We start from the raw sequence: 22,756 nt of genomic DNA, 5'->3' as shown, positions 1-22,756 counted from the left end.
CAGTCGTTCGGTTTCTCAGGTGCGCGGTGGTCGGGCGCGTCTCGGGTGCGCGGTTCTCAGATGCGCGCGTCGTCGACGTCGCCCACGATGACGACGGGGAAGGCTTCCCCCTCGTCGAGACGGTAGTTCGCGCCCACGACGGCTGTGCGGCCCTCGGCCACAGCTTCGCTGATCAGCTCCGAGGCGCGCAGCAGGTCGGCCACGGTGTGGCGGAGGTGCTCACGGCCCACCAGCTCGGGGTCGACGTGGGCGGGCAGGTGCCCGTCGACGGCGTTCTCGCGCTGGACACGGCGCACGGCCGGCACGATCGGGGCGATCTGCCGCCAGATGTAGGCGGGGAGGGTCGGGGCGTCGACGCCCGTGCTGTCGATGGCCGCGCCGACGGCGCCGCAGGCGTCGTGCGCGAGCACCACGATGAGCGGGACCTCGAGCACGCCCACGGCGTATTCGAGGCTGCCGATGACGGAGTCCGAGATGACCTGCCCGGCGTTGCGCACGACGAAGAGGTCGCCGAGCCCCTCGTCGAAGATGATCTCGGCGGCGAGACGAGAGTCGGAGCACCCGAACAGCGCTGCGGTCGGGTGCTGCGAGCTGGCGAGCTCGGCGCGACGCTCGACGTCCTGACGGGGGTGGGCGGGTTCGCCGGCGACGAAGCGTCGGTTGCCCTGCACCATCTGCTGCCACACCTGACGGGGGGTCATGCGCTCGCTCACGGGACCTCTCTTAACTGCTCGATCTGCGACGTCACGGATGCGGCCGCCAGGGCCGCGGTCTCGGGTGCGGCATCGCCGTACACGAGGACGTAGTCGGGGCCGGCCGGGGTGGCCAGGGCGTAGTCGATGTTGCCCGTCCCGGAAGGGTTGGCGGGGCGGTAGACGTTCCAGGTGATGCCGTCGATGTCGACCGTCTCGGTACTGCGTGTGCCGTCGAGCACCTGCCCGACCCAGTTCTCATCGGCGTCGAACCCCTGTGCGACGCGGAGGAACCCGGATTCACCGGAGCGGACGTAGACCATCGTCCACGCTTCGGTGCCGCCGACGCCCTCGGTCGTGGCCTGGTTGACCCGCCACCCGTCGCCGAGCGACGGGGAGAGCACGGGGCGCCCGAGGTCGGCCTCGATGCCGGCCGCGAGGGCGGGCACGTCAGGGGCGGGCGGCGGCGTCGGCTCACCGCGCGGAACGCCCGCGACCACCACGAACACGACGGCGACCGTCACCAGCAGGGCGGCGATGAGGTTGCGGAAGGTCTTGCTCGAGCGGTACCGACGCGAGGACTCCGCCTTGCGGTCGGCGGTCTCCTGCGGGGTCTCGGGGCGGCCGAGATGGGCGACGACGCGGGCCATCAGTCGTCGTCCCCTTCGCCGCGTGCGGCGTCGAGGCGGCGCTTGGCCCCCAGTAGCCACTCCTCGCAGCGCGCGTAGAGCTTCTCGCCGCGCTCCCAGAGAGCCAGGGACTCCTCGAGCGTGGGGGCTCCCTGCTCGAGCTCGGCGACCACACGCACGAGCTCGTCGCGGGCCTGCTCGAACGACAGGGAGGCGACGTCGGCAGCGGAGCCGGGGGTCGTCGCGGTCATGGCATCCATTCTAGGCGGCCCCGCCGGCGGAGCCGGCGTCGGGTGCCTCGTCGTCGAACGGAGCGGCGGCGGGGGAGGGACCGTGGGGAACGGCATCCGGGACGACGCCCTCCGAGGTCGTCGCGACCGTGCCCTGTTCGAGCGTCAGTCGCAGCGCGGTCCCCGCGGGGGCGTCGGCCGCATCGCGCAGCACCGCCCCGTCGGGCAGCTGTGCGATGGCGTACCCCCGGGCGAGGGTGGCCACGGGCGAGAGGGCGCGCAGCCCCGCGCTCAGCTCGCGCGTGCGCCGTCGTTCGCTCTCGAGGCGGCGATCGACGATGTCGCGGCCGCGGTTCGACAGCATCCACAGCTCCTGAGCGCGGGAGGTGAGCATGGCGTGCGGGGTGCGCAGAGCAGGACGCGAGCGGATCTGCTCCAACTGGGCGATGTCGTGGACAACGCGCTGCGTCAGGCGCCCCGTCAGCCGCGCGCGCAGCTGGGCCACCAGCGCGCGCTGCTCGCTCACGTCGGGGACGACGCGCTTGGCCGCGTCGGTCGGCGTCGAGGCGCGCACGTCGGCGACCTCGTCGAGCAGCGGGCGGTCGTTCTCGTGGCCGATGGCGCTGACGATCGGCGTGGATGCCGCAGCCACCGCGCGCAGCAGACGCTCGTCGCTGAAGCCGAGCAGGGTCTGGGGATCGCCGCCGCCGCGCGCGATGACGATCACGTCGACCTCGGGGTCGGCATCCAGCGCCTTCAAGGCGGCGATGGTCTCGGGCACGCACCGGTCGCCCTGCACTGCCGCATGCTTCGTGCGGAAGTGCACGCGCGGCCAGCGCAGTTCGGCGTTGCGATGCACGTCTTTCTCGGCGTCCGAATTCTCGCCGGTGATGAGGCCGATGCACTGGGGGAGGAAGGGCAGGCGCTTCTTGCGCGCGGGGTCGAACAGCCCCTCGGATCGCAGCTGCACCCGCAGCCTCTCGAGACGCTCCAGCTGCTCGCCCAGGCCCACGTGGCGCATCGCCGAGATCGCGAACGAGAAGTCGCCGGTGCGGGGGAAGTAGTCGGCCTTGACGCACGCCACGACGTGATCGCCGACCTGCAGGTCTTTCGGCAGGCGTGCGAGCGTGCTCGACCAGATCCGGAACGACACCGTCGACTCGGTGCCCAGGTCTTTCAACCGCCCGAAGACGTTGCCGCCGCGGCGGTTGAACGAGGTGATCTCGCCTTCGACCCACACGGAGCCCCACCGCTCGATGAAGCCGCGGATGGTGTCGTTCAAGCGCGAGACGGAGGTGGGCGCATCGGTCCGCGAATCGCGGGGGTGCACGCTGTCGGCCGGTGGGGCCTGGCCGGGGATGGTCTCGGGCTGGAAGGAGGTCATGAGATCCGCTCGAATGCATGCCGACGTCGGCGGGAGGGGCGGGGCGGGGAAGGGGTCATCGTATCCGTGCGGCTAGCGGTGGGGGAGGTTCGGCCGGTGTCCAGGGGCGCCCCGGTAGAATCGAGGGGTGAGCTCACCTGCCGTCCACCTGCCCGTTCCCCGTATCCCGGGTCGACGCGGGCGGCTCCAGGATATCCCCGTCAACGGACAGAAGAAGGTGCTGCTGGCCGCGCCCCGCGGGTATTGCGCGGGCGTCGACCGCGCCGTGATCGCCGTCGAGAAGGCGCTCGAGCGCTACGGGGCGCCGGTGTACGTGCGCAAGCAGATCGTGCACAACATCCACGTCGTCACCGAGCTCGAGAAGAAGGGGGCGATCTTCGTCGAGGAGGTCGACGAGGTCCCCTCCGGGGCGCATGTCGTCTTCAGCGCGCACGGCGTCTCGCCGGCGGTGGTCTCGGCGGCATCCGATCGGGGTCTGCAGGCGATCGATGCGACCTGCCCCCTCGTCACGAAGGTGCACCGCGAGGCCGTGCGGTTCGCGCGCGACGACTTCGAGATCCTCCTGATCGGTCACGAGGGACACGAGGAGGTCGAGGGTACGGCCGGAGAGGCTCCCGAGCACGTCACCGTCGTCAACTCGCCCGACCACGCCGACACCATCGAGGTGCGCGACCCGTCGAAGGTCGTGTGGCTGTCGCAGACCACGCTCTCGGTCGACGAGACGATGGAGACCGTCCGGCGCCTGCGCGAGCGCTTCCCCGAACTGCAGGACCCGCCCTCCGACGACATCTGCTACGCCACCCAGAACCGCCAGGTCGCGATCAAGAAGGTCGCCGTCGGCGCGGATCTCGTGATCGTGGTGGGGTCGGCGAACTCCTCCAACAGCGTGCGTCTCGTCGAGGTCGCCCTCGAGCACGGCGCCAAGGCCGCCTACCGCGTCGACTACGTCGACGAGGTCAAGCAGGAGTGGCTCGAGGGCGTTCAGACCGTCGGCGTCACCAGTGGCGCCTCGGTGCCCGAGGTGCTCGTGACCGAGGTGCTCGAGGAGCTCGCCGGTGCCGGATACCGTGACGTCGAAGAGGTGCGCACCGCCGAGGAGGACCTGATCTTCTCGCTCCCCAAGGAGCTGCGCCAGGATGCCACCGGCAAGCGCGACAGCCGGGCCCTCGGCGGCCGGGGTCGCGCGTGAGCGACGACTCCCGCTCGTCGGGCGAGGGTGGCGGTGTCGAGCGTCCCCGCCCGCAGTACGGCGAATACGCCACGGCCGAGGAGCAGCGCGCCCGCATCCAGCGGCCCGAGGTGACGGAGGCGCTCGACGCCGGTGTCGCGCCGCAGCCGCAGCCGCAGCCCGCCCCCGTCGCGGACGCGCCTGCGGGCCTCGTCGCGCCCGCCACGCGCGGGGCGCGCGTGGATCGCATCGTCACCTTCGGGCTGCTCTTCTACGGCCTGTTCTCGGTGGTCACGACCATCGTGCAGCTGCTGAACTTCCCCGAGTACGCCGAGCGCGGCGCCCAGATGCTGGGTGTGACGGCGACGTTCACGAACCTCTCGGCCGGGTACGTCTGGGGTGCCGCCGCCGCCCTCGTGTACGGCGTCGGCTGGCTGCTGACGGCCGTGTTCACCTGGCGGCGTCTGCGACGCGGCCGGATCGCGTTCTGGATCCCCCTCGTCGGCTTCGTCGCGACGGCGCTCATCGCCGGCATCTGCGTGACGATGGCCCTCGTCGGCGACGCGACCTTCATGTCGGCGATCCTCGACGGCGTTCCGAACTGAACCGCGAGGCCCGGCATCCCGTGTCCCCTGTGAGCGAGGGAGAGGGGATGCCGTGGCGAGAGACGAACACGCGCAGCTGACGGCGCTGTACGACGCGCACGCCACCCCCGTCTGGCGCTACGTCGTGAGCCTGACCGGCGATCACGCCGGGGCCGACGACATCGTGCAGGAGACCCTGCTGCGGGCGTGGCGGACGCCGCGGGTGATGAGCGACGATCCGGCATCGCTGCGGTCGTGGATGTACACGGTCGCCCGCAACCTCGTGATCGACGAGGCCCGCAGCGCCCGGAGGCGGCACGAGCAGCCCGTCGACGAGCTGCCCGAGACGGCGCGGGACGACGACACGGATGCCATGTTCGACGCGCTCCTCGTCGAGGAGGCGCTCGCGACGCTCACGCCCGACCACCGGGCGGTGATCGTCAGCGCGTACTACGGCGGACGCAGCGTCGCTCAGACGGCGGAGGAGCTCGGCATCCCCTCCGGGACCGTCAAGTCGCGACTGCACTACGCGGTGCGAGCGCTGCGGCTCGCCCTGCAGGAGAGAGGGGTGACCCGGTGAACGTCGACCACGAGCGTCTGTCGAGCTGGGACGGCGCCTATGTACTCGGAGCGCTTTCAGCTCCGGATCGCGCGGAGTTCGAGGCCCACCTCGTCGTGTGCGCGGAGTGCCGTGCCGCGGTCGCCGAGCTCGCGCCGACCGCGGGACTGCTGTCCCGCCTGTCGGCCGAGCGCGCCCGCGCGATCAGCCCCAGCACGGGCCCCGTGCCCCTGGCCGCCCCGGACCCGACCCTGCGCACCCGCGTGCTGGACACGGCGAGACGCCGGCGTCGACGCCGCGCGACCGGGTGGGTGCTCGCGGCATCCATCGCCCTCGTCGCTATCGCCGTGCCCGGCGTCGTCGCGGTGAACAGTGCCGTGTCGTCATCGGGAACGGTGTACGCGTTGGACGGCGTGGCGGGCGCGCCCCTGGAGGCGTCGGTCAAGCTGACCTCTGCCCCGTGGGGCACGCGCATCGACCTCGTGTGCCAGTACACCGGCGAGGTGCTCGACGCTCCTCCCGGGGGCTGGCCGTACGCGCTCGCCATCACCGACGACACCGGATCGACGAGCGTGTTGTCGACCTGGCGCGCGGGCCCGGGATCGACGACCGAGCTGAGCGCGGGCACCGATCTGGCGGCCGCCGACATCGGGTCGGTCGAGATCCGCACCCTCGACGGCGACACCGTCGTCATGCGGCGTGAGTTCACCTCGCCCTGACGCGGGTACGGTCGTTCGGCGCCGACGCCCTACCATCGATCCATGCCCCGTCTCGTCGCCGTGTGCGCCGTCCACTCCCTGCACCCGGATGCCGGTTCCGTCGGCGTGACCGCGATCGACAAGCGCGCGCTCGAGGGCGCCGTTCGCGTGGGCACTCTCGGCGTGCGCGCGGACGTGCAGGCGAGCAGGAAGCACCACGGCGGCCCCGACAAAGCGGTCTACGCCTACGCGGCGGAGGACGCCGCGTTCTGGGAGGGCGAGCTCGGTCGCACCTTGCACGCGGGATGGTTCGGCGAGAACCTGCGCGTGGAGGGCCTCGACGTCAACGGCGCCCGCATCGGCGAGGTGTGGCGCATCGGCGACACCGTCGAGGTGGAGGTGACGATGCCCCGCACGCCCTGCGCGACCTTCGCGCGCTGGGTCGGCGGCGCGGCGGCGCGCGGGTGGGTCAAGCGCTTCTCGGACGAGGGCCGGCTGGGAGCGTACCTGCGGGTGCGCCGGGCGGGCGAGGTGCGGGCGGGGGATGCGATCGAGGTCGTGTCGTCGCCTGCGGGTGCGCCCACGGTGCTCGAGGTGTACCGCAGCTGAGGCCGGATTGGTCGGCTGGGGCCGCAAGGTGGATTGACCTCCCCGCCGTCGCGCTCGTGAAGAGCATCGTGCCGCCGGGTGGTCTTCGCGACCGCCCTCTTCTTTTCCCTGTGTGTTCTCCCCAAGATCGACGGAGACGACGTCAACAGTAGGCCGCGGCGCACGACGCGTCGCGTCCGGTTGGCCGGACCGTGAAGGAGACGACGATGGTGAAGCGCGCTCGATTGCATCTGACGTTTGTCCTGGCGACGATGGTCACGGCCCTTCTGTTGGGGGCGTGGTCGGTGCCAGCCGACGACGAGAAAGCGTCGGTGCCCCACATCGAGGACTGGGCTGCGTCGATGTCAGGGCCAGGCGACAACATGACCGGGGAAGTAACGGAAGCCCTCGCCCGTCTCGAGAGAGCGCAGATTGCCCGCTCGATCGGGGCATACGAGTGGGATTCTGAGAAGCGTGCGCTAATTCTTCACGTTGCAAAAGGAAGCGCTGTCGATATCGGGCAGATAGCGGCCCTTCTCCCCGCAGTCAAGTGGGAGGTTGCCGCTGATGAGTTTCCCGCGGAATCTTTGAGGGAGGCGGCCAACCAAGTCGCACGAGAGGGGAATATCGGCGACGTCCCTGTGTCATGGGCCGCCGCGAAGATAGATGGAACGGGTCTGCGCGTGGCGCTACTGGCGCAGGCCGGTTCGATCGATGAAGAAAGTATGCGAGAGCAGATCGCCTCCGTCATTGGTAGTCGTTTCGGGGTGGAGTTCGTGTACGAAGCGTCAGGCGCGTCACTGATCGACAGGCAATATCACACGGAGCCATATATTGGGGGTGCTCTTATTACGACACGCTCCGGGGGATATCTGAGCTCCTGCTCCTCCGGCTTTGCAATCGTGCAGGATGGCGTACCGACAAGCAAGACAGCGATGCTGACAGCTGATCACTGCGGCGGAGAGGGGACGACGTGGGTGTCCGGTAGGTACGTCGACAGCCCGTATTTCGGTACGGGGCAGTCGACGGCTACGGGAGGGGCGGACATCCGCATGCTGACGGGAGACGTCAAATATTACGGTGCCAACTTCGCAGGAGGCCCGACATCGAATTCCGCCGTGTGGGTGAAAGGCTACAGTGTTCCTCTTGTCGGTCAATCGGTGTGCATGAACGGGTCGCAGTCGGGGGCTATCTGCAGTAATACAATCACTGACGGACCTGTCTCTCTCAACGCTCACGACTCGTCTGGAACAGTCCACACCTACACGAACGCCTATCGCTCGGTGCAGGTCTTCAACCAACCTGCGGCGGGTAACGGCGATAGTGGTGGTCCGGTGCTCCGGATCGTGGATAACAAGCCTTACGCGACGGGCATCATCAGTGCTGTGCAGGATGCATCGGACAATTGCGCGGGGAACCCGGCGACCGCTACCCGCAAGTGCAGCGCAGTCGTGTGGACTGCCGGACTCGACGCGTTCTTCAACAACAACCTCAGCTGGCGGATCCTGACGGGGTGAGCGATTTCAAAGAAACGACGAACGCCCCGGTCGAGGACCGGGGCGTTCGTCCACGCGGCGAGGGGTCAGCTTCGGGACTGGCCGTACGAGCCGAGCTGCTTCGTGGCCTCGACCACGCGGACGGCCATGGCCGACTCGGCGACCTTGCCCCACGCGCGGGGGTCGTACTGCTTCTTGTTGCCGACTTCGCCGTCGAGCTTCAGCACGCCCTCGTAGTTGGAGAACATGTAGCCCGCGATCGAGCGTGTGAAGGCGTACTGGGTGTCGGTGTCGATGTTCATCTTGATGACGCCGTTGGCGACCGCGAGGGCGATCTCCTCGTCGGTCGATCCGCTGCCGCCGTGGAAGACCAGGTCGAGGGGCTTGGGGCCGGTGCCGAACTTCGCAGCGATGCCCTCCTGGATCTCGCCCAGCAGCTCGGGGCGAAGCTTGACGCCACCGGGCTTGTACACGCCGTGGACGTTGCCGAAGGTGAGGGCCGAGATGTAGCGGCCGTTCTCGCCGAGGCCGAGGCGCTCGACGGCCTTGGTCACGTCGGCGACCGTCGTGTAGAGAGCCTCGTTCGAGCCCTCGTGCTGCACGCCGTCTTCTTCGCCGCCGACCACGCCGACCTCGATCTCGAGGATGGCGTTGATGTTCTTCAGTCGGGGGAGGAGCTCCGCGGCGATGTCGATGTTCTCGTCGAGGGGAACGGCCGAGCCGTCCCACATGTGCGACTGGAAGATCGGGTTGCGTCCGGCCTTGACCTCTTCTTCGGAGGCCTCGAGCAGGGGGAGGACGAAGCCGGGGAGGGCGTCCTTGGGGCAGTGGTCGGTGTGGAGCGCGACGGTGATGGGGTAGTTCTTCGCGACCTCGGTCACGTACTTCGCGAAGGCGAGGGCGCCGGTGGCGCGAGCCTTGACGGTGTGACCGGCGAAGTAGTCGGCACCACCGGTGGTGACCTGGAGGATGCCGTCGGAGCCGGCCTCGGTCAGGCCCTGGAGCACCGAGTTGATGGTCTGCGAGCTCGAGACGTTGATCGCGGGGTACGCGAAGCCGCCGGCCTTCGCGCGGTCCAGCATGTCGGCGTACTGCTCAGGGGAAGCGACGGGCATGGAGGTGCTCCTTGGTGTTGTCGGGACACCGTCAGCCTAGCGAAGGCGCCGGATCGTGACGGTGTCGGTGCGACAGGAACCGGGCAGTTCTGTCGATTCGTTAAGAACGTTGATTCCTTCGGGTCTGGGCGGTGGAAAACCGCCGAATGTGTCGACTCTGCTGGATACAGTGGGCCCATGGTGAGCCTGACTGCCGACATGAGTCCTCTGCACCCCGACCGCAACCTGGCTCTGGAGTTGGTGAGGGCGACGGAGGCGGCATCCATCCGCGCCGTTCCCTTCATCGGGCGGGGCGACAAGGAGGCGGCCGACGGTGCGGCGGTCGACGCGATGCGCGCGTTCTTCAGCACCGTGAATTTCGACGGCACGATCGTCATCGGCGAGGGCGAGAAGGACAACGCCCCGATGCTCTACAACGGGGAGCGCGTCGGGAGCGGCCGCGGACCCCGGTGCGACGTCGCGGTCGACCCCATCGACGGCACGTCGCTGACCGCTGCCGGGCGGCAGAACGCGCTCTCGGTGATCGCCGTGTCCGACCAGGGGACGATGCTCGATGCGTCGAGCGTCTTCTACATGGACAAGCTCGTCACGGGCCCCGCCGGTGTCGGCGTGGTCGACATCCGCCTACCCATCGGCGAGAACATCCGTCTGCTGGCCAAGGCGCTCGGCAAGCCCGTCGACGAGATCGTGGTGTCTGTGCTCAACCGACCCCGTCACGAGCAGCTGATCGCGGACATCCGCGAGGCCGGCGCCGGAACCCGCCTCATGAGCGACGGTGACGTGGCCGGGGGGATCAACGCCGCCCGGCACAACGCCCGCACCGACATGTGCGTCGGCATCGGCGGCAGCCCCGAGGGCATCGTCACCGCGTGCGCGATCAAGGCCCTGGGCGGTCACATCCAGGGCGTGCTCGCGCCCCGCACCGACGACGAGAAGCAGAAGGGCCAGGATGCCGGCCTGAAGATCGACGGCACGGTCTACGAGGCCGACGACCTGGTGAAGGGCAAGAACACGATCTTCGTCGCCACGGGTGTGACCGACGGTCAGCTCGTGCAGGGCGTGCGGCGCGACGGCGACTTCATCTACACCGAGAGCGTCGTTCTCCGCGGGGCTTCGGGCACGCTCCGCCGGATCTCGTCGGAGCACCTGACGTCGAAGTGGCTCTGACGCCGGGCGCCGTCGGCGGCGGACGCGCCTGACGGCCCGGGACGGGGGGTGCTGCCCGCGGCGGGTGCGCCTGACGGCCCGGGAGACGCGAGGCGTTGTCCGCGGCGGGTGCGCCTGACCGCTTCGACGTGCAGCTACAGCCGGGCGTGTCGTTGCGCAAGCGTGACCGGTCGCGCGCACCTCGTCTGGCAGAATCTCAAGGAGTGTCAACGGCGACGCTGTGTTCTTCCGAGACCCGAAGGGGGATCGTCCATGGCAACAGCTCCGACGAATCAGACCGCACCTCAGACAGGTGCGCAGGCGGTCATCGCCAGCGCCGTCGACCCGGCTCGACGTCCCGACGTCCTTCTTCGCGTCCGTCGCGATGAGGGTCATGAAGTCAGCGCGTGGTGGATGGTCGGGGCGTTCGTCGCCGTCTCCGCCGCCGTGGTCAGCCTGCTGAGTTGGGTTCCCGGCGGGGCCTGAGTCTCACGTTCTCGCACCGGGTCGATCCCTTGGGGGCGGCCCGGTTTCGCGTGCAGGGGCGGCAGCGGGGCGCTCAGGGCTCGGAGCGGTTTCCGGGTTCGTCGAGCAACCCGGCTCGCGCGCGGACGCCACCGAGATCGGCGTACGCGGACGACGCGCCGGTGTCGGCGGGCGACGCGTCGACGGGCGGCACGCGGGAGGGTGATGCGTCACCGGCGGAGTCGTCATCGCCCGTGGCGGTGCCGAGGTCGAGCATCTCCGGCGCGGTCCAGCGGCGCGGTGCGGCGTCGAGCGCGGGGGGAGCAGCGACGGACGCGAGCTTCGTCTCGTCGATGCCGGGGAATTTGCGTGCGGTGACGAGCACACGCGATTCGAGCGACCCCGCGAACCGGTTGTAGCTGTCGACCGTCTTCTCGATCGCGCGACGCAGGTCGTTGGCGTGACCGGCGAGGACCCCGACGCGTTCGTACAGCTCGGTACCGAGGTGGAAGAGCGTGCGGGCTTCGTCGGAGACGTCCTGCTGCGTCCAGGTGAAGGCCACCGTCTTCAGCACCGCCCAGAGGTTGACGGGGGAGGCCAGGGCGACGCGTCGCGCGAAGGCGTACTCGAGGAGGGTCGGGTCTTCGTCGAGGGCGGAGGCCAGGAGCGACTCGCTGGGCAGGAAGCACACCACGAACTCGGGGCTCGTGGTCAGGCCCGCCCAGTACGCCTTCTTCGCGAGGGCGTCGACGTGCGCCCGCACCGCTCGGGCGTGCTTGCTGAGGAGGGCGGCGCGGCGCGCGCCCTCGTCGCCGTGCGCGGTGACCGCGATCGCGCTGGCCTGGAGGTAGGCCTCGAGGGGGACCTTGGCATCCACCGCGAGGGCTTTGCCGCCGGGAAGACGCACCACCATGTCGGGGCGGCCCGCGCCGGCGTCGCTCGAGATCGCCGCCTGCAGGTCGAAGTCGACGTAGCGGGTGAGCCCGGCGGCCTCGACGACGCGTCGCAGCTGCGTCTCGCCCCACACTCCGCGCGTCGTGCCCGATCGCATCGCCGAGGCGAGCGATTCGGTGGTGGCGCGCAGCGCTTCGTCCGCCTCGCGGGAGAGTCGCAGTTGCTCGCCGAGCGCGGAGTACTGCTCGACCCGGTCGCGCTCCAGCCCGTCGACCTTGCGCTGCATTGCGTCGAGGGTCTCGCGGACGGGGTCGAGGGCGCGCAGCACGGTCTGCTCGCGACGCTCTCGTTCTTCGCGTGCGGCCTGATCGGCCCGGGACTGGCCCACGAGCTCGCGATACATCGCCGCCTGATGCTCGAGCTGCTGCTGCAACCCGGCGCGCGCGGTTTCGGCCGCGACCGCGCGAGCCTCGAGACCGCGTTGCTCAGCGGCGCTCCGCGCGGACGTGCGGGCACCGGCGATGAACCAGCCGCCGGCGACGCCGAGCGCCAGGGCGAGGATCACGAGGACGAGGGTGATGGCATCCATGGGGTCAGCATGCCCCACACCTCCGACATCGCCGGAAAGACGGGCCGGGCGGTCTCGGGTGGAGCGGAGTGGGCGGGCGGTCTCGGGCCGCGAGCGCGCGTGCGGCTGACCGAAGGGCGTTGTCCGGACAGGGTCAGGCGACGGCGCGCTCGGCCGGTTCGACGGCGATCTGCGAGATGCGCACGCCGAGATGCGCCGCGAGACCCTGCACGTCGTCGACCCCGGCGCGGCGGGCGCAGTCGATCGTGATCTCCGCGCACGCCACCGCGTCGGCGAGCGCGTCGTGGTGCGCGAACGGCGAGCATCCCGCTTCGGCGGCGACGAGCGGCAGCCGGTAGGAGTCGAGCGTGTAGGTCTTGCGCGACATCTGCACGCTGCAGAGATAGCGGTACGGCGGGCATTCGTCGCCGGTCGCCGCGCACGCCCGTCGGAGCACCGACATGTCGAACCCGGCGTTGTGCGCCACGAGCACGTCGGAGCCGGCGAAGGCCGTGAGCCGTGCGAGCTGGGCGCTCCACGACGGCGCGTCCACGACGTGGGCGGGCTGGATGCCGTGGATGCCGATGTTGATCGGCGCGAAGTGGTCGTGCCCGGGCGGCGGCTTGATGAGCCAGGCCGCGGTCGCAACCACGCGTCCTCCGCGGACGCGGGCGAGGCCCACGGCACACGCGGACGCACCGCTGGAGTTCGCCGTCTCGAAGTCGATCGCGGTGAAATCCAGAGCCACGCATCTACCCTGCGCCGCCGGGACCGCGTCGGGAGGGAGGCGCGCCGCGGTCGGCGTCGCACGGGCGTGCGGAGACGTCCTCGTGGCGCGACCGCGCGTCGCTGGCGCCGCACAAGGATCGTGGCGGACATGCCAGCCCGTGGCATCCGGGGCCGCGGTGGGGGCCGTGGCTCCCGGGCAGGCCGGCGCGCGGGAGCATGGAGTGCGTGTCGGAGGGGCGGCGTAGGGTCGAGGCCATGACGGGGAGTGAGAAGTCGACGTCGTTCGGGCAGGCGGCATCCGCGTACGAGTCGGGCCGCCCGGGATACCCGGCCGAAGCCGTGGCCTGGCTGCTGGCTCCGGTGCGCGAAGAGGGGCGCGCCCTGCGCGTGGCCGACGTGGGGGCGGGCACGGGAAAGCTCACGCGGGCGGTCGTCGAGCTCGGCGCCGACGTGGTGGCGATCGACCCGGATGCCGACATGCTCGCCGCCCTGCGCTCCTCCGTCCACGGCGTGCCGACCTTCGCCGGCACGGCGGAGCGTCTGCCGCTGCCCGATGCCGGTCTCGATGCGGTCGTGATGGGTCAGGCGTGGCACTGGGTCGACGTCGACGCGGCATCGCGCGAGATGGGGCGGGTGCTGCGCAGCGGCGGGTCCCTCGGTCTGATCTGGAACATCCGCGACGACGCCGTCGACTGGGTGCGCCGTCTCACCGCGGCGATGGGCGGGTCGAACGCCGAGGTGCTCCTCGCGACCACCGGCCCACGGGTCGCGGAGCCCTTCGCGCCGCTCGAGCACGAGCAGTGGCGCTGGGAGCGGCCCATCACCCTTCCCCTGCTGCGCGAGCTCGTCTCCTCGCGCAGCGACGTCATCACGGCCGACCCCGAGACCCGCGCGCGGATCGATGCCGCGGTCGATGGGGTCGTGGCATCCGTCCCCGGATTGGCCGACGGGGCCACGGTCGCGCTGCCGTACGTCACTCACGCGTTCCGCGCGCGGCGGCCGTGAGGCGGGTGGGCGCCGCCCGGGCCGGGTAACCTGGACTCCCGTGGCTCTTACCATCGGAATCGTCGGCCTTCCCAACGTCGGAAAGTCGACCCTCTTCAACGCCCTGACCAAGAACTCGGTGCTCGCCGCGAACTATCCGTTCGCCACGATCGAGCCCAACGTCGGGGTCGTGAACCTTCCCGATGCACGCCTGCAGCAGCTGGCCGACGTCTTCGGCAGCGAGCGGCTCGTGCCGGCCGCGGTGTCGTTCGTCGACATCGCCGGCATCGTGCGCGGCGCGAGCGAGGGCGAGGGCCTCGGTAACCAGTTCCTCGCGAACATCCGTGAAGCGGATGCCATCGCACAGGTCGTCCGCGGGTTCGCCGACGACGACGTGGTCCACGTCGACGGTGCGGTCAACCCCGCCGGCGACATGGAGACGATCAACGCCGAGCTGCAGCTCGCCGACCTCCAGACCCTCGAGAAGGCCATCACGCGCTATGAGAAGGAGGTCAAGGGCAAGAAGCTCGACCCCTCCGTCCTCGACGCGGCCAAGGCCGCGCAGGACGCCCTGCAGCGCGGCGTGCTGCTCTCGGGATCCGGTCTCGACCTCTCGCCCATCCGCGAGCTGGGTCTGCTGACCGCCAAGCCCTTCATCTTCGTCTTCAACGTCGACGAGGCGGTGCTCACCGACCAGGCTCGCAAGGACGAGCTGTCGGCGCTGGTGGCGCCCGCGAAGGCCGTCTTCCTGGATGCCAAGATCGAGTCCGAGCTGATCGACCTCGACCCCGAGGATGCCGCCGAACTTCTGGCATCCACCGGTCAGGACGAGTCGGGCCTCGACCAGCTCGCCCGTATCGGCTTCGACACGCTCGGCCTGCAGACCTACCTCACCGCCGGCCCCAAGGAGGCCCGCGCGTGGACGATCCCGCAGGGCGCGAAGGCCCCGCAGGCGGCCGGTGTCATCCACACCGACTTCGAGAAGGGCTTCATCAAGGCTGAGGTCATCTCGTTCGCCGACCTCGTCGAGCTCGGCTCGGTCGCCGAGGCCCGCGCGAAGGGCAAAGCGCGCCTCGAGGGCAAGGACTACGTCATGCAGGACGGCGACGTGGTGGAGTTCCGGTTCAACAATTGAGCGGGATTTCTGCCTCGGAGTTACGCGGAGGGTGGCGAGCTCGTCCGCCCGAGCCCATGAAGGTCCGCAGAACGCTCTCGACGAGAGTGCTCGTCGCGGCCCGTGCTGTCGTCGGCCGTGGGCCACGAATGGCTGTACGGGTTCAGCGTTGTGGCCGCCCCTTCTCGAGCTGAGTAGGTAAGCGCCATGAAGCGCATGTAGCGGGGTCAGTAGTGGTAGCGCGCCTGCACGATCGTGATGTGGGTGTCACTCGCGACGTAAACGAGGCGATTCGCCTCGTCTATCCGGCGCGACCAGGCGCCGGCGAGGGCGTGCTTGAGGGCTTCGGGCTTGCCGATCCCCTCGAATGGATCGCCGCGCAGCGTGTCGGCAATGAGCTGATTGATCCGGCGGAGGGTCTTGCGATCCTGGGTCTGCCAGTAGAGGTAGTCGTGCCACCCCTCGGCTGTCCAGGCGAGCTTGCGTTCGCTCACGGTTCGAGGAGGTCGTGTTCTTCGATTTTGCCGTCGCGAACGCTTGCGAGGGCGCTCAGGAGGCGGCGGGCGTTCTCGGGGGAGCGGAGCAGGTAGCTCGTTTCGACGAGGGAGTCGTATTCGTCCTTCGACATGAGCACGGCGGAGCCGCGCTTGGAGGTGATTTCGATCTCCGTGTGGTCGAGATTGACCCGCTCGATGAGGCCGAACAGGTCGCGGCGTGCCTCGCTCGTCGTAATGGCCATGAGTCCTCCCGGAGTTGTACCAAAAAGCGTACCACTCGCCGTATGCCGAGTAACGGGTCCGCCGCGTGACAAGGTGGTCTTGACCTGCGGGCAGCGGGCGGTCGCGACGGCAGCACGCGTTTCGGGGCCCTTCGGCACTCGTTGCAGGTGGGTCATCCGCCTAGCACTGCGGGAACGTCGACGCGCTCGATCTCGGCGAGTCCGTCGCGCGGAGTCCACCGCCAACGGGTCCCGAGCCCATCGTTGTACTCGAGCTGCACGATGGATCGATCGGATGCCACGGTGAAGGGGTCGAGAACGTCGTCGCGGCCGACAGGTAGCGGGATGCGCGTCCATCGTGGCTGACCGCCGTCCATGCTCTGCTCGATGAAGAACTTCCCCGGCGGGAGGATGTTCATGTGGATGACATGGGTCGTGCCGCGCCAGCCAGCGACCGTCACGTCCACGTCGTGGAAAACAGCCGAGGTCGGACTCTGATTGGAGACGACGACGACGTAGCGACGCCCCGTCTCCGCGCGGTCCGCCGCCCACCAGGCGGCGACACTCCCCGCCAGGGCACGCCGCTCACGGTTGCGGTCGGTGTCGTCGCGGGCACGCTCGCGAGCGTCGGTGGCAGCGGCGGCTCGCACCGCATCCAGCCGTGTCTGCTCCGCCGTTCGGTTTGCAGCGAGCGCATGTCGAAGAGCGGCGATGCTGAGACCGGCACCGAGGGCTGCGGCGACCGCGGCGACCCAGTCGGCGATCGTTCCCCATTCGAGATTGAAGATGTTCACGGATCGAACGTAGGCACGGGACGACAGGACACGGTCGGCGCGAACAGCGCTTTCGCTCCTGCAGCGACGAAAATCACTCGGCGGAGCGGACCATTCTGGCAGGATCCGTGTTGAACGCCTGCAGGGTGATCCTGCTCACCACCAGAGGAAGCGCCGCGTTCTACACGGCGACGGTAGCCGTGCCGTACATCGTGTGGGAGGCCGCGTTCGGGGCCGGGGGAGCGGGAGCAGAGTGCGCCACCAGCGGCGTCGTCCTTGCCGCGTTCGTCGTGTCGACACCCGGGCGCTCGGGGTCGGATTCGGCTTCGCAGCAGGCAACTCTCTGTGCGGCGGCACGGCGCCCCTGGTCTGTCACGCGACCGGTGCCGGCGGCGGCCCCGGTTTCATCGTCTACTGGACGGTGCTGCTCACCGTGACACTCATCGCGGCCATCGCGATGCGCGGCGGGGTGCCCTGCGTCTTGGATGCGCTATGCGAGCACATCTGAGCCCGGGGCTCGCTCCCTACACTGGGCTCCATGGACACCCCCGACGCCCGCATCGCCTATGTTCCGCCCGGGTGGGTGTGGCCGGCGGCATCCAAGAAGCGGTTGTCGCTTCTGCCCGCGGAAATGTTCAATCGCACCTTCGAGCGCGCGCCCGACGACTGGCTGCACGTCGCCCCGCTGAAGAAACCTCCGCTGTTCCTGACCGTCGTGACCGGTGTCATCACCCTGTTCCTCGGGTGGGTGGTCGTCGCCGTGTTGATGCAGGCCGGCACCACCCCGGCGATGGAGGGCCCGATCCCGTACGTGATCGCGGGTGTCTTCGGGCTCATCGGGCTGTTCTTCCTCATCTCGTTCATCAGCCTGCTCCTCGCCTCGCGGAGCCGCTCATCGTGGGGAAACCGTCAGTGCGTGGCGGTCGGGCGCAGCGGCATCGCGGTGCGGTTCCAGGGCGTGGGCACGAACATCCCGTGGTCCGAAGTGAAGGCCGTCGTCGCGACGACAACGAACGACTCCGGGGTGCAGCAGGCGCGCCCGGTGAAGATCCCGGTCCTGCGCATCGAGCGCGACGTCGACCTCGCCTCGGGCGAGCTGCGGTCGTGGCAGATCGCCACGTTCGCGCTCGACGCGGCGCCCCGCGCGGTATACGCCGCGGCCCACTTCTATTGGACGCACCCGCATCTGCGCGCCGAGCTGGGGACCACCGCGGCCCAGCAGCGCATCGACGGATTCGCCGGGTTCGCGCCGACGACGGTGGGGCCGCAGGGCGTCGCCGGCTCCTGACCGCGGACGGTGGCAGGCGACCGACGACGCCGCAGTCCGCCGGCGGAGCGGGGATCACGGAAAGCGCCCCGCGCGGAACACGACAGAGCCCCCGGCCATCCGGCGGCGCTGTGGGCGGGCGACCACCTGCGGTGACGCGTGTCAGCCGAGTTCGCCCGGGTGGGTCAGACGCCACAGCAGCGTGGGCTCCTCGATGGCGCCGGAGATCTTCACGTCGGCCGAGGTCGATTGCGGACCCGCCGTCCACGTGACGGTCCCGACCGTCTCGCCATCGGCGTAGGTGCGCGGCGTCTCGGTGTCGAGGGTCACGGTCACGGGGGTGTCCGACCAGGTGCGCACCTCCGCATTCTTCGCGAGCACGAGCTCCGCCTGCGACCCCCAGGGCGTGCTGATCGTACCGATCGTCTCGCCGAGGCTGCCGACCTGCAGATCGTGGAACCCGTCGGCGATGCTCTGCAGCAGGCGGGCCACGTCGTCGTCGGTGCTGTCGTGGGTCTCGCCGCCCAGGCGCACGCCCGTGATCTCGAGCGGGCTGCCGATGCCGACATCGAGGGACGCCGTGAACAGCAGGTTGAACGTGCCGTCGCCGAGATTGCCGGTCTTGAGTCCGTCGATCCCGAGCGTGCCCAGCAGGTCGTTCGTGTTGGTCACGGTGCCCGCACCGGTCACGCTGATCGAACGCATCGCGGTGATCGCGGCGATCGTGGGGTTCGCCGCGGCCAAGCGGGCGATGGCGATCAGATCGCCGGGCGTGGAGGTGTTGCGCGCGTCGATGCCCGTGGCATCCACGATGCGGGTGTCGTTCAGGCCGTTGCGGGTCAGCCAGGACCGAGCGGCGTCGACGTACGCGCCCTCCGATCCGAAGCCCCAGCGGGCGATCGCGACCGCGTAGTTGCTCGCCGAGGGCAGGAGCATCGTGGCCAGGGCGTCGTGCAACGGCATGCGCGTGCCATCGGGCATGTTCGCGATCGTGACGCCCTGCACGTAGAAGCGGTCGTACAGGTCGGTGTCGGCCTCGGTGAAGGAGATGGTGGGTCCGGGGTCGGCGGCGTCACCCAGCGGGTGCGCATCGAGCACGACCAGAGCCGTCATGAGCTTCGCAATGCTGGCGATGGGACGGGCGTCGTCGCCCCCCGACGACGCGAAGACCCCGGCCGCGTCGGGTCCGAGATACTGTTCGCCGCCGTCGATGCTCATCCGCACCGAGCCGGAGGAGGGCAGGACCAAGGATGCCGGGCCCGCCGCGTTCACGCTCGGCGTCTGCGAGGTGACGGTCGGGGCGGGCAGGGCCGCCGACGACGCCCACCAGACGTAGCCGCCGCCACCGCCGAGGGTGGCGAGGAGAACGACGAGGAAGACGATGAGCGCGACCCGCCCGGCCCGCCCGGGCGGTGCCGGCTCGCGCGGTGCCTCGTCGAGGAGACTCGAGAAATCGGCGAGCGTGTCGGGCGCGGTCATGAGATGCGACCGCCCGTCGCGAATGATGCTTCCCCCCGGCGCATGCCTCGAACCTATCCCGTCGGCTTGCCTCACACGCACATGAATTTCAAGCCCCCCGCCGCGTCGGGCGCGCAGATCTAGCGTGGACGCACATCGGGAGATACCCGGAAACCTAACGGGAGGTGCCGACATGGGACTCGACGACAAAATCAAGAACGCCGCTGAGAACATCGCGGGCAAGGCGAAAGAAGCGACGGGCAAGGTTACCGACAACGAGCGCCTCGAAGCCGAGGGCCAGGCGGACCAGACCAAGGCCCACGCCAAGCAGGCCGGCGAGAACGTCAAGGACGCCTTCAAGTAAGTCGCCCTCCCCGAATGCCCCGACCCTCGCGGTCGGGGCATTCGTCGTTTCCGGAACGGATGCCGGGGACAGGCGCCCGCGTTCGCGATAATGGCGGAATGACCGCTGCCGTTCCCACCGAGACGCCCACGCTCGTCTCGGGCACCCCCGTCGTCCTCCGCGCCCACGGCTACGAAGCCGCGATCGCCAGTGTCGGCGCGTCCCTCCGCTCGCTCACCTTCGACGGCCGTGACCTCGTGGTCCCCTTCGACGCCGACGAACTGCGACCCGCCTATCGCGGCACAACGCTCGCGCCCTGGCCCAACCGGGTGGTGGACGGTATCCATCGTTTCGACGGCGAGGAGCACCAGCTGCCGCTCACCGAGCCGAACCGCGGCCACGCCCTGCACGGTCTGCTGTCGTGGGTGGACTGGAACGTGCTCGACGCCTCCGACGACGCCGTCACCCTGACCGCGACCGTGACCGCTCAGGCCGGATACCCCTGGTGGCTCGTCGTGTCCACCACGTTCCGCCTCGGAGCCGACGGCCTGACGCAGACCGTTCGAGCGACCAACCTGTCCGACACCCCGGCGCCATGGGGCACCGGCCCGCACCCCTACCTCGTCGCCGGTCCGGCCGCGCTCGACGAGTGGTCGCTCTCGCTCCCGGCCGACACCGTGCTCGAGGTCACGCCCGATCGTCTCGCGCCGGTGGCCCTGGCATCCGTCGAGGTCGACGCCGACCGTTTCGACTACCGCGAGGAGCGCGTGCTCGGCGCCGTCGAGATCGACCACGCCTACACCGGGCTGATCCGGGATGCCGACGGCCGCGCCACCGTCACCCTCACCGACCCCGCCGGCACCGGAGTGGCGATGACTTGGGCCGAGGACTGCTCGTGGGTGCAGATCCACACCGCCGACCTCCCGGCCGGGCCCGGGACGCCCGGGCACCGCGCCGGGCTGGCGGTGGAGCCGATGACCTGCGCGCCCGACGCCTTCAACGATGACGCCTACGACTTCGCCACCGGCGTGGTCTCGCTCGATCCGGGCGCGTCGCACGAGGCCGGCTGGACGATCTCGGCCCGCTGAGACCCTGCAAACGAAAGAACCGCCCCGGAGTGCTCCGGGGCGGTTCTTTGGTGAAGACCGCGGGTCAGACCACCTGCGCGCCGCACATGCCGCAGTCGCCGCCCGCCGAGACCTCGACGAAGCAGTCCGGGCACATCGCCCGCGTGGGGCGGTCGGTGATCGGGGTGGGTTTGGGGCTCGTGCTGCGGCGCTCGGCCTTCGGCGCGGCCGCACGCACGCGACGCATCTCGATGGTCGGGGCGGGCGGCGGGGGCGGGGCGACCGGCTTGTGCGCCTCGCAGTAGAAGCGGACGAATCCGCCGTGGTGCTTCGGGTGGCGGTGCTTGACCGCCCACAGCTCGGTGCGCTCGTACAGCGGACCGTCGGTGCCGCACGCGACGCACCGGGTGGCTTCGCCCGGTACGACGTCGGCGACGAGGACGGGGGCGTCGAAGCGGATGGCATCCCGCCAGTCCTGCGACGAAACGATCTTCATGGGGGACCCTTCTTCGGCGGTTCGGGCCGCCTCACCCTCAACGGTACGCTCCTCCCCAGCCCCTCGGGGACGCCGATCGTGCGCTCCGGGGCTGGACAGCGCCCGCGGGACCCCGGATAGGTTGGAAGGAATTCCCCCGCGCCGCCTCCAGCGGTGCCTGTCGAAGGAGAACCATGGAATTTGCTGCTCTGGGGGCGATCGGCATCGTCGTGGTCATCGCACTCGTCGTCGTCATCGTCGTCTTTCTCGTCATAGCGGGCTTGATCCGCGGCTGGTACCGCGTCGCCAAGGCCGACGAAGCCCTGGTCATCGTCGGCAAGCGCCAGAAGAGCGCGGACGGAGAATCGTCGCGCATCACCGTCATCACCGGCGGCGGTGCCATCGTCAACCCGCTCACGCAGCGCGGCGAGATGATCTCGTTGCGCGCGCGTCAGATCAAGATGGAGCCGACCGCGCAATCGTCCAACGGTGTGACCGTGAACGTCAGTGGTGTGGCGCTGGTCAAGATCGGCTCCGACCCCGAGTCGGTGCGCCGCGCAGCCGAGCGCTTCGCCTCGCAGGACAAGGCGATCGAGCAGTTCACGACCGAGCAGCTCGAGGGTGCGCTCCGCGGCGTCGTCGCGACGCTGACCGTCGAGGAGCTCATGCGCGACCGGCAGCGGCTGTCGGACCAGATCGCCGAGGGCATCAAGGGCGACCTGTCGTCGCAGGGCCTCATCCTCGACTCCTTCCAGATCCAGGGCGTCACCGACGGCAACGGCTACATCGCCGCCCTCGGTGCGACCGAGGTCGAGCGCGTGAAGCGCGAGGCGGAGGTCGCCCGCATCAACGCGGTTCGCGAGATCCGCGCACGCCAGATCGCCACCGACGAGGCGAACCTGATCGAGCAGACGAAGCTCGACAAGAACAGCGCCGCGGCCAAGGCCGAGGTCGGTCGGGCCAACGCCGAAGCCGAGCAGGCCGAGGCCCTCACCCGCGCCGAGCGTCGTCAGGCGGTTCTGCAGCAGGAGGCGCAGAACACGCAGGCGCGCCTCGAGTCCGAGGTCTCCCGCGTGGCCGACGCCGACCTGTACCAGCGCCAGAAGGATGCCGACGCCGAGGCGTACGCGCAGATCAAGGCCGCAGAGGCTCGCGCTCAGATCGCCGAGCAGGAGGCCTCCGCCGTTCGCGTGCGCGCCGAAGCCGACGCGCAGGCCGTGCGCCTGGCCGGTGAGGCGCGCGCCGAGGCGATCCGCGCCGAGGCCGAGGCCCTGTCGCAGAACCAGGAAGCCCTGCTCGCCCAGCGCGCTCTCGAGGCGCTGGTGCCGATGATGGCCGAGTTCGCCAAGGGTTACGACCGCGTCGGCAACGTCACCGTTCTCGGCGGCGAGGGCGCGAGCGGCCACCTCGCGACCGAGTCGGCGACGGGCCTGCGCTCCTCGTTCGAGGCCGTGAAGGCGGCGACGGGGATCGACCTGACGCAGATCATCCAGGGCCGCGCCGTGGCCGACGCATTCGCCGAGTCGGCGCGTCGCCCCGCGTCCGAGGCGCCGGTATCCAGCGCCCCCGCGGCGCCGCCCGCGGCGTCGGACCTCGGGGTCTGAGCGGCACC

At 70.0% G+C, this 22,756-nt stretch carries 26 protein-coding genes; 14 read left to right on the top strand and 12 right to left on the bottom strand.

Features of this window, described 5'->3' with window-relative positions:
* Positions 1–56: 56 nt before the first annotated feature.
* From ACFZA2_RS12610 to xseA, 4 genes are read right to left on the bottom strand one after another with little or no spacing between them, the layout of a single operon-like run.
* A complete protein-coding gene (locus tag ACFZA2_RS12610; RefSeq protein WP_391405203.1) occupies positions 57–713 on the bottom strand; it encodes a carbonic anhydrase in 657 nt (218 codons plus the stop codon).
* Positions 710–1,342: a DUF4245 family protein gene (locus tag ACFZA2_RS12605; protein WP_363392244.1), complete on the bottom strand. Its 633-nt coding sequence runs from the start codon at positions 1,340–1,342 to the stop codon at positions 710–712. Before ACFZA2_RS12605 ends, ACFZA2_RS12610 begins: the two co-directional genes overlap by 4 nt.
* A complete protein-coding gene (locus tag ACFZA2_RS12600; protein WP_391405199.1) occupies positions 1,342–1,572 on the bottom strand; it encodes an exodeoxyribonuclease VII small subunit in 231 nt (76 codons plus the stop codon). Before ACFZA2_RS12600 ends, ACFZA2_RS12605 begins: the two co-directional genes overlap by 1 nt.
* 10 nt (positions 1,573–1,582) lie before the next feature.
* A complete protein-coding gene (xseA, locus tag ACFZA2_RS12595) occupies positions 1,583–2,935 on the bottom strand; it encodes an exodeoxyribonuclease VII large subunit (RefSeq protein WP_363392242.1) in 1,353 nt (450 codons plus the stop codon).
* 127 nt (positions 2,936–3,062) lie between these two features.
* Between xseA and ACFZA2_RS12590 the strand changes: the two genes are divergently transcribed.
* The 6 genes from ACFZA2_RS12590 (at position 3,063) to ACFZA2_RS12565 (ending at position 8,049) form a co-directional block, all read left to right on the top strand.
* Entirely contained in the window at positions 3,063–4,124 is a 1,062-nt protein-coding gene (locus ACFZA2_RS12590) for a 4-hydroxy-3-methylbut-2-enyl diphosphate reductase (protein ID WP_363579539.1), read from the top strand.
* Complete coding sequence (locus ACFZA2_RS12585; RefSeq protein WP_391405194.1) at positions 4,121–4,708, top strand: DUF6264 family protein; 588 nt, start codon at positions 4,121–4,123, stop codon at positions 4,706–4,708. Before ACFZA2_RS12590 ends, ACFZA2_RS12585 begins: the two co-directional genes overlap by 4 nt.
* 52 nt (positions 4,709–4,760) lie before the next feature.
* A complete protein-coding gene (locus ACFZA2_RS12580) occupies positions 4,761–5,267 on the top strand; it encodes a sigma-70 family RNA polymerase sigma factor (protein ID WP_315995307.1) in 507 nt (168 codons plus the stop codon).
* Positions 5,264–5,965 carry a zf-HC2 domain-containing protein gene (locus ACFZA2_RS12575; RefSeq protein WP_391405190.1) on the top strand — a complete coding sequence of 234 codons (702 nt, stop codon included), beginning with the start codon at positions 5,264–5,266 and terminating at the stop codon, positions 5,963–5,965. The genes ACFZA2_RS12580 and ACFZA2_RS12575 overlap by 4 nt, the downstream gene beginning before the upstream one ends.
* Before the next feature lie 42 nt (positions 5,966–6,007).
* Positions 6,008–6,553: an MOSC domain-containing protein gene (locus tag ACFZA2_RS12570; RefSeq protein WP_391405187.1), complete on the top strand. Its 546-nt coding sequence runs from the start codon at positions 6,008–6,010 to the stop codon at positions 6,551–6,553.
* Positions 6,554–6,759: 206 nt separating this feature from the next.
* Entirely contained in the window at positions 6,760–8,049 is a 1,290-nt protein-coding gene (locus tag ACFZA2_RS12565) for a hypothetical protein (protein WP_391405184.1), read from the top strand.
* A gap of 65 nt (positions 8,050–8,114) precedes the next feature.
* Here the strand turns inward: ACFZA2_RS12565 and fbaA are convergent, their stop codons facing one another.
* Positions 8,115–9,143 carry a class II fructose-bisphosphate aldolase gene (gene fbaA, locus ACFZA2_RS12560; protein WP_391405181.1) on the bottom strand — a complete coding sequence of 343 codons (1,029 nt, stop codon included), beginning with the start codon at positions 9,141–9,143 and terminating at the stop codon, positions 8,115–8,117.
* Positions 9,144–9,320: 177 nt separating this feature from the next.
* Between fbaA and glpX the strand changes: the two genes are divergently transcribed.
* The gene (gene glpX / locus ACFZA2_RS12555; RefSeq protein ID WP_363392232.1) at positions 9,321–10,310 is read left to right on the top strand and encodes a class II fructose-bisphosphatase; all 990 of its coding nucleotides are present in this window, start codon (positions 9,321–9,323) and stop codon (positions 10,308–10,310) included.
* Positions 10,311–10,562: 252 nt separating this feature from the next.
* On the top strand, positions 10,563–10,775 hold the full coding sequence (locus ACFZA2_RS12550; protein ID WP_083708993.1) for a UDP-N-acetylmuramyl pentapeptide phosphotransferase: 213 nt from the start codon (positions 10,563–10,565) through the stop codon (positions 10,773–10,775).
* Positions 10,776–10,848: 73 nt separating this feature from the next.
* Here ACFZA2_RS12550 and ACFZA2_RS12545 read toward each other — a convergent pair whose 3' ends face one another.
* Positions 10,849–12,237 (bottom strand): DNA recombination protein RmuC, encoded by a 1,389-nt coding sequence (locus ACFZA2_RS12545; RefSeq protein ID WP_391405176.1) that lies wholly within the window; start codon positions 12,235–12,237, stop codon positions 10,849–10,851.
* 133 nt (positions 12,238–12,370) lie between these two features.
* On the bottom strand, positions 12,371–12,964 hold the full coding sequence (locus tag ACFZA2_RS12540) for a 3'-5' exonuclease (protein ID WP_315995313.1): 594 nt from the start codon (positions 12,962–12,964) through the stop codon (positions 12,371–12,373).
* Positions 12,965–13,200: 236 nt separating this feature from the next.
* Between ACFZA2_RS12540 and ACFZA2_RS12535 the strand changes: the two genes are divergently transcribed.
* Positions 13,201–13,950, top strand: a complete 750-nt coding sequence (locus ACFZA2_RS12535; protein WP_391405173.1) for a class I SAM-dependent methyltransferase — start codon at positions 13,201–13,203, stop codon at positions 13,948–13,950.
* Between the two features lie 40 nt (positions 13,951–13,990).
* Entirely contained in the window at positions 13,991–15,064 is a 1,074-nt protein-coding gene (gene ychF / locus ACFZA2_RS12530) for a redox-regulated ATPase YchF (RefSeq protein WP_391405169.1), read from the top strand.
* A gap of 206 nt (positions 15,065–15,270) precedes the next feature.
* Here the strand turns inward: ychF and ACFZA2_RS12525 are convergent, their stop codons facing one another.
* The 3 genes from ACFZA2_RS12525 to ACFZA2_RS12515 are packed head-to-tail and all read right to left on the bottom strand — an operon-like array spanning position 15,271 to position 16,555.
* Positions 15,271–15,537 carry a Txe/YoeB family addiction module toxin gene (locus ACFZA2_RS12525; protein ID WP_391405166.1) on the bottom strand — a complete coding sequence of 89 codons (267 nt, stop codon included), beginning with the start codon at positions 15,535–15,537 and terminating at the stop codon, positions 15,271–15,273.
* Positions 15,534–15,938 (bottom strand): type II toxin-antitoxin system Phd/YefM family antitoxin, encoded by a 405-nt coding sequence (locus ACFZA2_RS12520; RefSeq protein ID WP_391405163.1) that lies wholly within the window; start codon positions 15,936–15,938, stop codon positions 15,534–15,536. The genes ACFZA2_RS12525 and ACFZA2_RS12520 overlap by 4 nt, the downstream gene beginning before the upstream one ends.
* Positions 15,935–16,555 (bottom strand): hypothetical protein, encoded by a 621-nt coding sequence (locus tag ACFZA2_RS12515; RefSeq protein ID WP_391405160.1) that lies wholly within the window; start codon positions 16,553–16,555, stop codon positions 15,935–15,937. The genes ACFZA2_RS12520 and ACFZA2_RS12515 overlap by 4 nt, the downstream gene beginning before the upstream one ends.
* 517 nt (positions 16,556–17,072) lie before the next feature.
* On the opposite strand from ACFZA2_RS12515, the gene ACFZA2_RS12510 reads away from it, so the two are divergent.
* Positions 17,073–17,822 (top strand): hypothetical protein, encoded by a 750-nt coding sequence (locus ACFZA2_RS12510; protein WP_391405158.1) that lies wholly within the window; start codon positions 17,073–17,075, stop codon positions 17,820–17,822.
* Positions 17,823–17,963: 141 nt separating this feature from the next.
* Here the strand turns inward: ACFZA2_RS12510 and ACFZA2_RS12505 are convergent, their stop codons facing one another.
* The gene (locus tag ACFZA2_RS12505; protein ID WP_391405155.1) at positions 17,964–19,280 is read right to left on the bottom strand and encodes a D-alanyl-D-alanine carboxypeptidase family protein; all 1,317 of its coding nucleotides are present in this window, start codon (positions 19,278–19,280) and stop codon (positions 17,964–17,966) included.
* Positions 19,281–19,452: 172 nt separating this feature from the next.
* Here ACFZA2_RS12505 and ACFZA2_RS12500 point away from each other — a divergent pair, with 172 nt between their 5' ends.
* Complete coding sequence (locus tag ACFZA2_RS12500; RefSeq protein WP_391405152.1) at positions 19,453–19,623, top strand: CsbD family protein; 171 nt, start codon at positions 19,453–19,455, stop codon at positions 19,621–19,623.
* A gap of 98 nt (positions 19,624–19,721) precedes the next feature.
* Positions 19,722–20,690, top strand: a complete 969-nt coding sequence (locus ACFZA2_RS12495) for an aldose 1-epimerase family protein (protein WP_391405149.1) — start codon at positions 19,722–19,724, stop codon at positions 20,688–20,690.
* A 64-nt stretch (positions 20,691–20,754) separates the two neighbouring features.
* Here the strand turns inward: ACFZA2_RS12495 and ACFZA2_RS12490 are convergent, their stop codons facing one another.
* Entirely contained in the window at positions 20,755–21,165 is a 411-nt protein-coding gene (locus tag ACFZA2_RS12490; protein ID WP_391405146.1) for a glucose-6-phosphate dehydrogenase, read from the bottom strand.
* A 173-nt stretch (positions 21,166–21,338) separates the two neighbouring features.
* Between ACFZA2_RS12490 and ACFZA2_RS12485 the strand changes: the two genes are divergently transcribed.
* Positions 21,339–22,748 (top strand): SPFH domain-containing protein, encoded by a 1,410-nt coding sequence (locus tag ACFZA2_RS12485; protein WP_391405143.1) that lies wholly within the window; start codon positions 21,339–21,341, stop codon positions 22,746–22,748.
* Positions 22,749–22,756 lie beyond the last annotated feature (8 nt).

This window comes from Microbacterium sp. NPDC007973 (genome assembly GCF_042958465.1).
GTDB lineage: Bacteria > Actinomycetota > Actinomycetes > Actinomycetales > Microbacteriaceae > Microbacterium > Microbacterium galbum.
This window is presented reverse-complemented; position numbering and strand designations above follow the sequence as displayed.

What these genes read in the sequence shown, in the direction of transcription:
- ACFZA2_RS12535 (WP_391405173.1), top strand. Translation starts at nt 13,201, where the DNA reads ATGACGGGGAGTGAGAAGTCGACGTCGTTCGGGCAGGCGGCATCCGCG.
- ACFZA2_RS12605 (WP_363392244.1), bottom strand. Translation starts at nt 1,342, where the DNA reads ATGGCCCGCGTCGTCGCCCATCTCGGCCGCCCCGAGACCCCGCAGGAG.
- ACFZA2_RS12550 (WP_083708993.1), top strand. Translation starts at nt 10,563, where the DNA reads ATGGCAACAGCTCCGACGAATCAGACCGCACCTCAGACAGGTGCGCAG.
- ACFZA2_RS12600 (WP_391405199.1), bottom strand. Translation starts at nt 1,572, where the DNA reads ATGACCGCGACGACCCCCGGCTCCGCTGCCGACGTCGCCTCCCTGTCG.
- fbaA (WP_391405181.1), bottom strand. Translation starts at nt 9,143, where the DNA reads ATGCCCGTCGCTTCCCCTGAGCAGTACGCCGACATGCTGGACCGCGCG.
- ACFZA2_RS12545 (WP_391405176.1), bottom strand. Translation starts at nt 12,237, where the DNA reads ATGGATGCCATCACCCTCGTCCTCGTGATCCTCGCCCTGGCGCTCGGC.
- glpX (WP_363392232.1), top strand. Translation starts at nt 9,321, where the DNA reads ATGGTGAGCCTGACTGCCGACATGAGTCCTCTGCACCCCGACCGCAAC.
- ACFZA2_RS12485 (WP_391405143.1), top strand. Translation starts at nt 21,339, where the DNA reads ATGGAATTTGCTGCTCTGGGGGCGATCGGCATCGTCGTGGTCATCGCA.
- ACFZA2_RS12500 (WP_391405152.1), top strand. Translation starts at nt 19,453, where the DNA reads ATGGGACTCGACGACAAAATCAAGAACGCCGCTGAGAACATCGCGGGC.
- ACFZA2_RS12505 (WP_391405155.1), bottom strand. Translation starts at nt 19,280, where the DNA reads ATGACCGCGCCCGACACGCTCGCCGATTTCTCGAGTCTCCTCGACGAG.
- ACFZA2_RS12490 (WP_391405146.1), bottom strand. Translation starts at nt 21,165, where the DNA reads ATGAAGATCGTTTCGTCGCAGGACTGGCGGGATGCCATCCGCTTCGAC.
- xseA (WP_363392242.1), bottom strand. Translation starts at nt 2,935, where the DNA reads ATGACCTCCTTCCAGCCCGAGACCATCCCCGGCCAGGCCCCACCGGCC.
- ACFZA2_RS12495 (WP_391405149.1), top strand. Translation starts at nt 19,722, where the DNA reads ATGACCGCTGCCGTTCCCACCGAGACGCCCACGCTCGTCTCGGGCACC.
- ACFZA2_RS12520 (WP_391405163.1), bottom strand. Translation starts at nt 15,938, where the DNA reads ATGACCCACCTGCAACGAGTGCCGAAGGGCCCCGAAACGCGTGCTGCC.
- ACFZA2_RS12570 (WP_391405187.1), top strand. Translation starts at nt 6,008, where the DNA reads ATGCCCCGTCTCGTCGCCGTGTGCGCCGTCCACTCCCTGCACCCGGAT.
- ACFZA2_RS12510 (WP_391405158.1), top strand. Translation starts at nt 17,073, where the DNA reads ATGGACACCCCCGACGCCCGCATCGCCTATGTTCCGCCCGGGTGGGTG.
- ACFZA2_RS12565 (WP_391405184.1), top strand. Translation starts at nt 6,760, where the DNA reads ATGGTGAAGCGCGCTCGATTGCATCTGACGTTTGTCCTGGCGACGATG.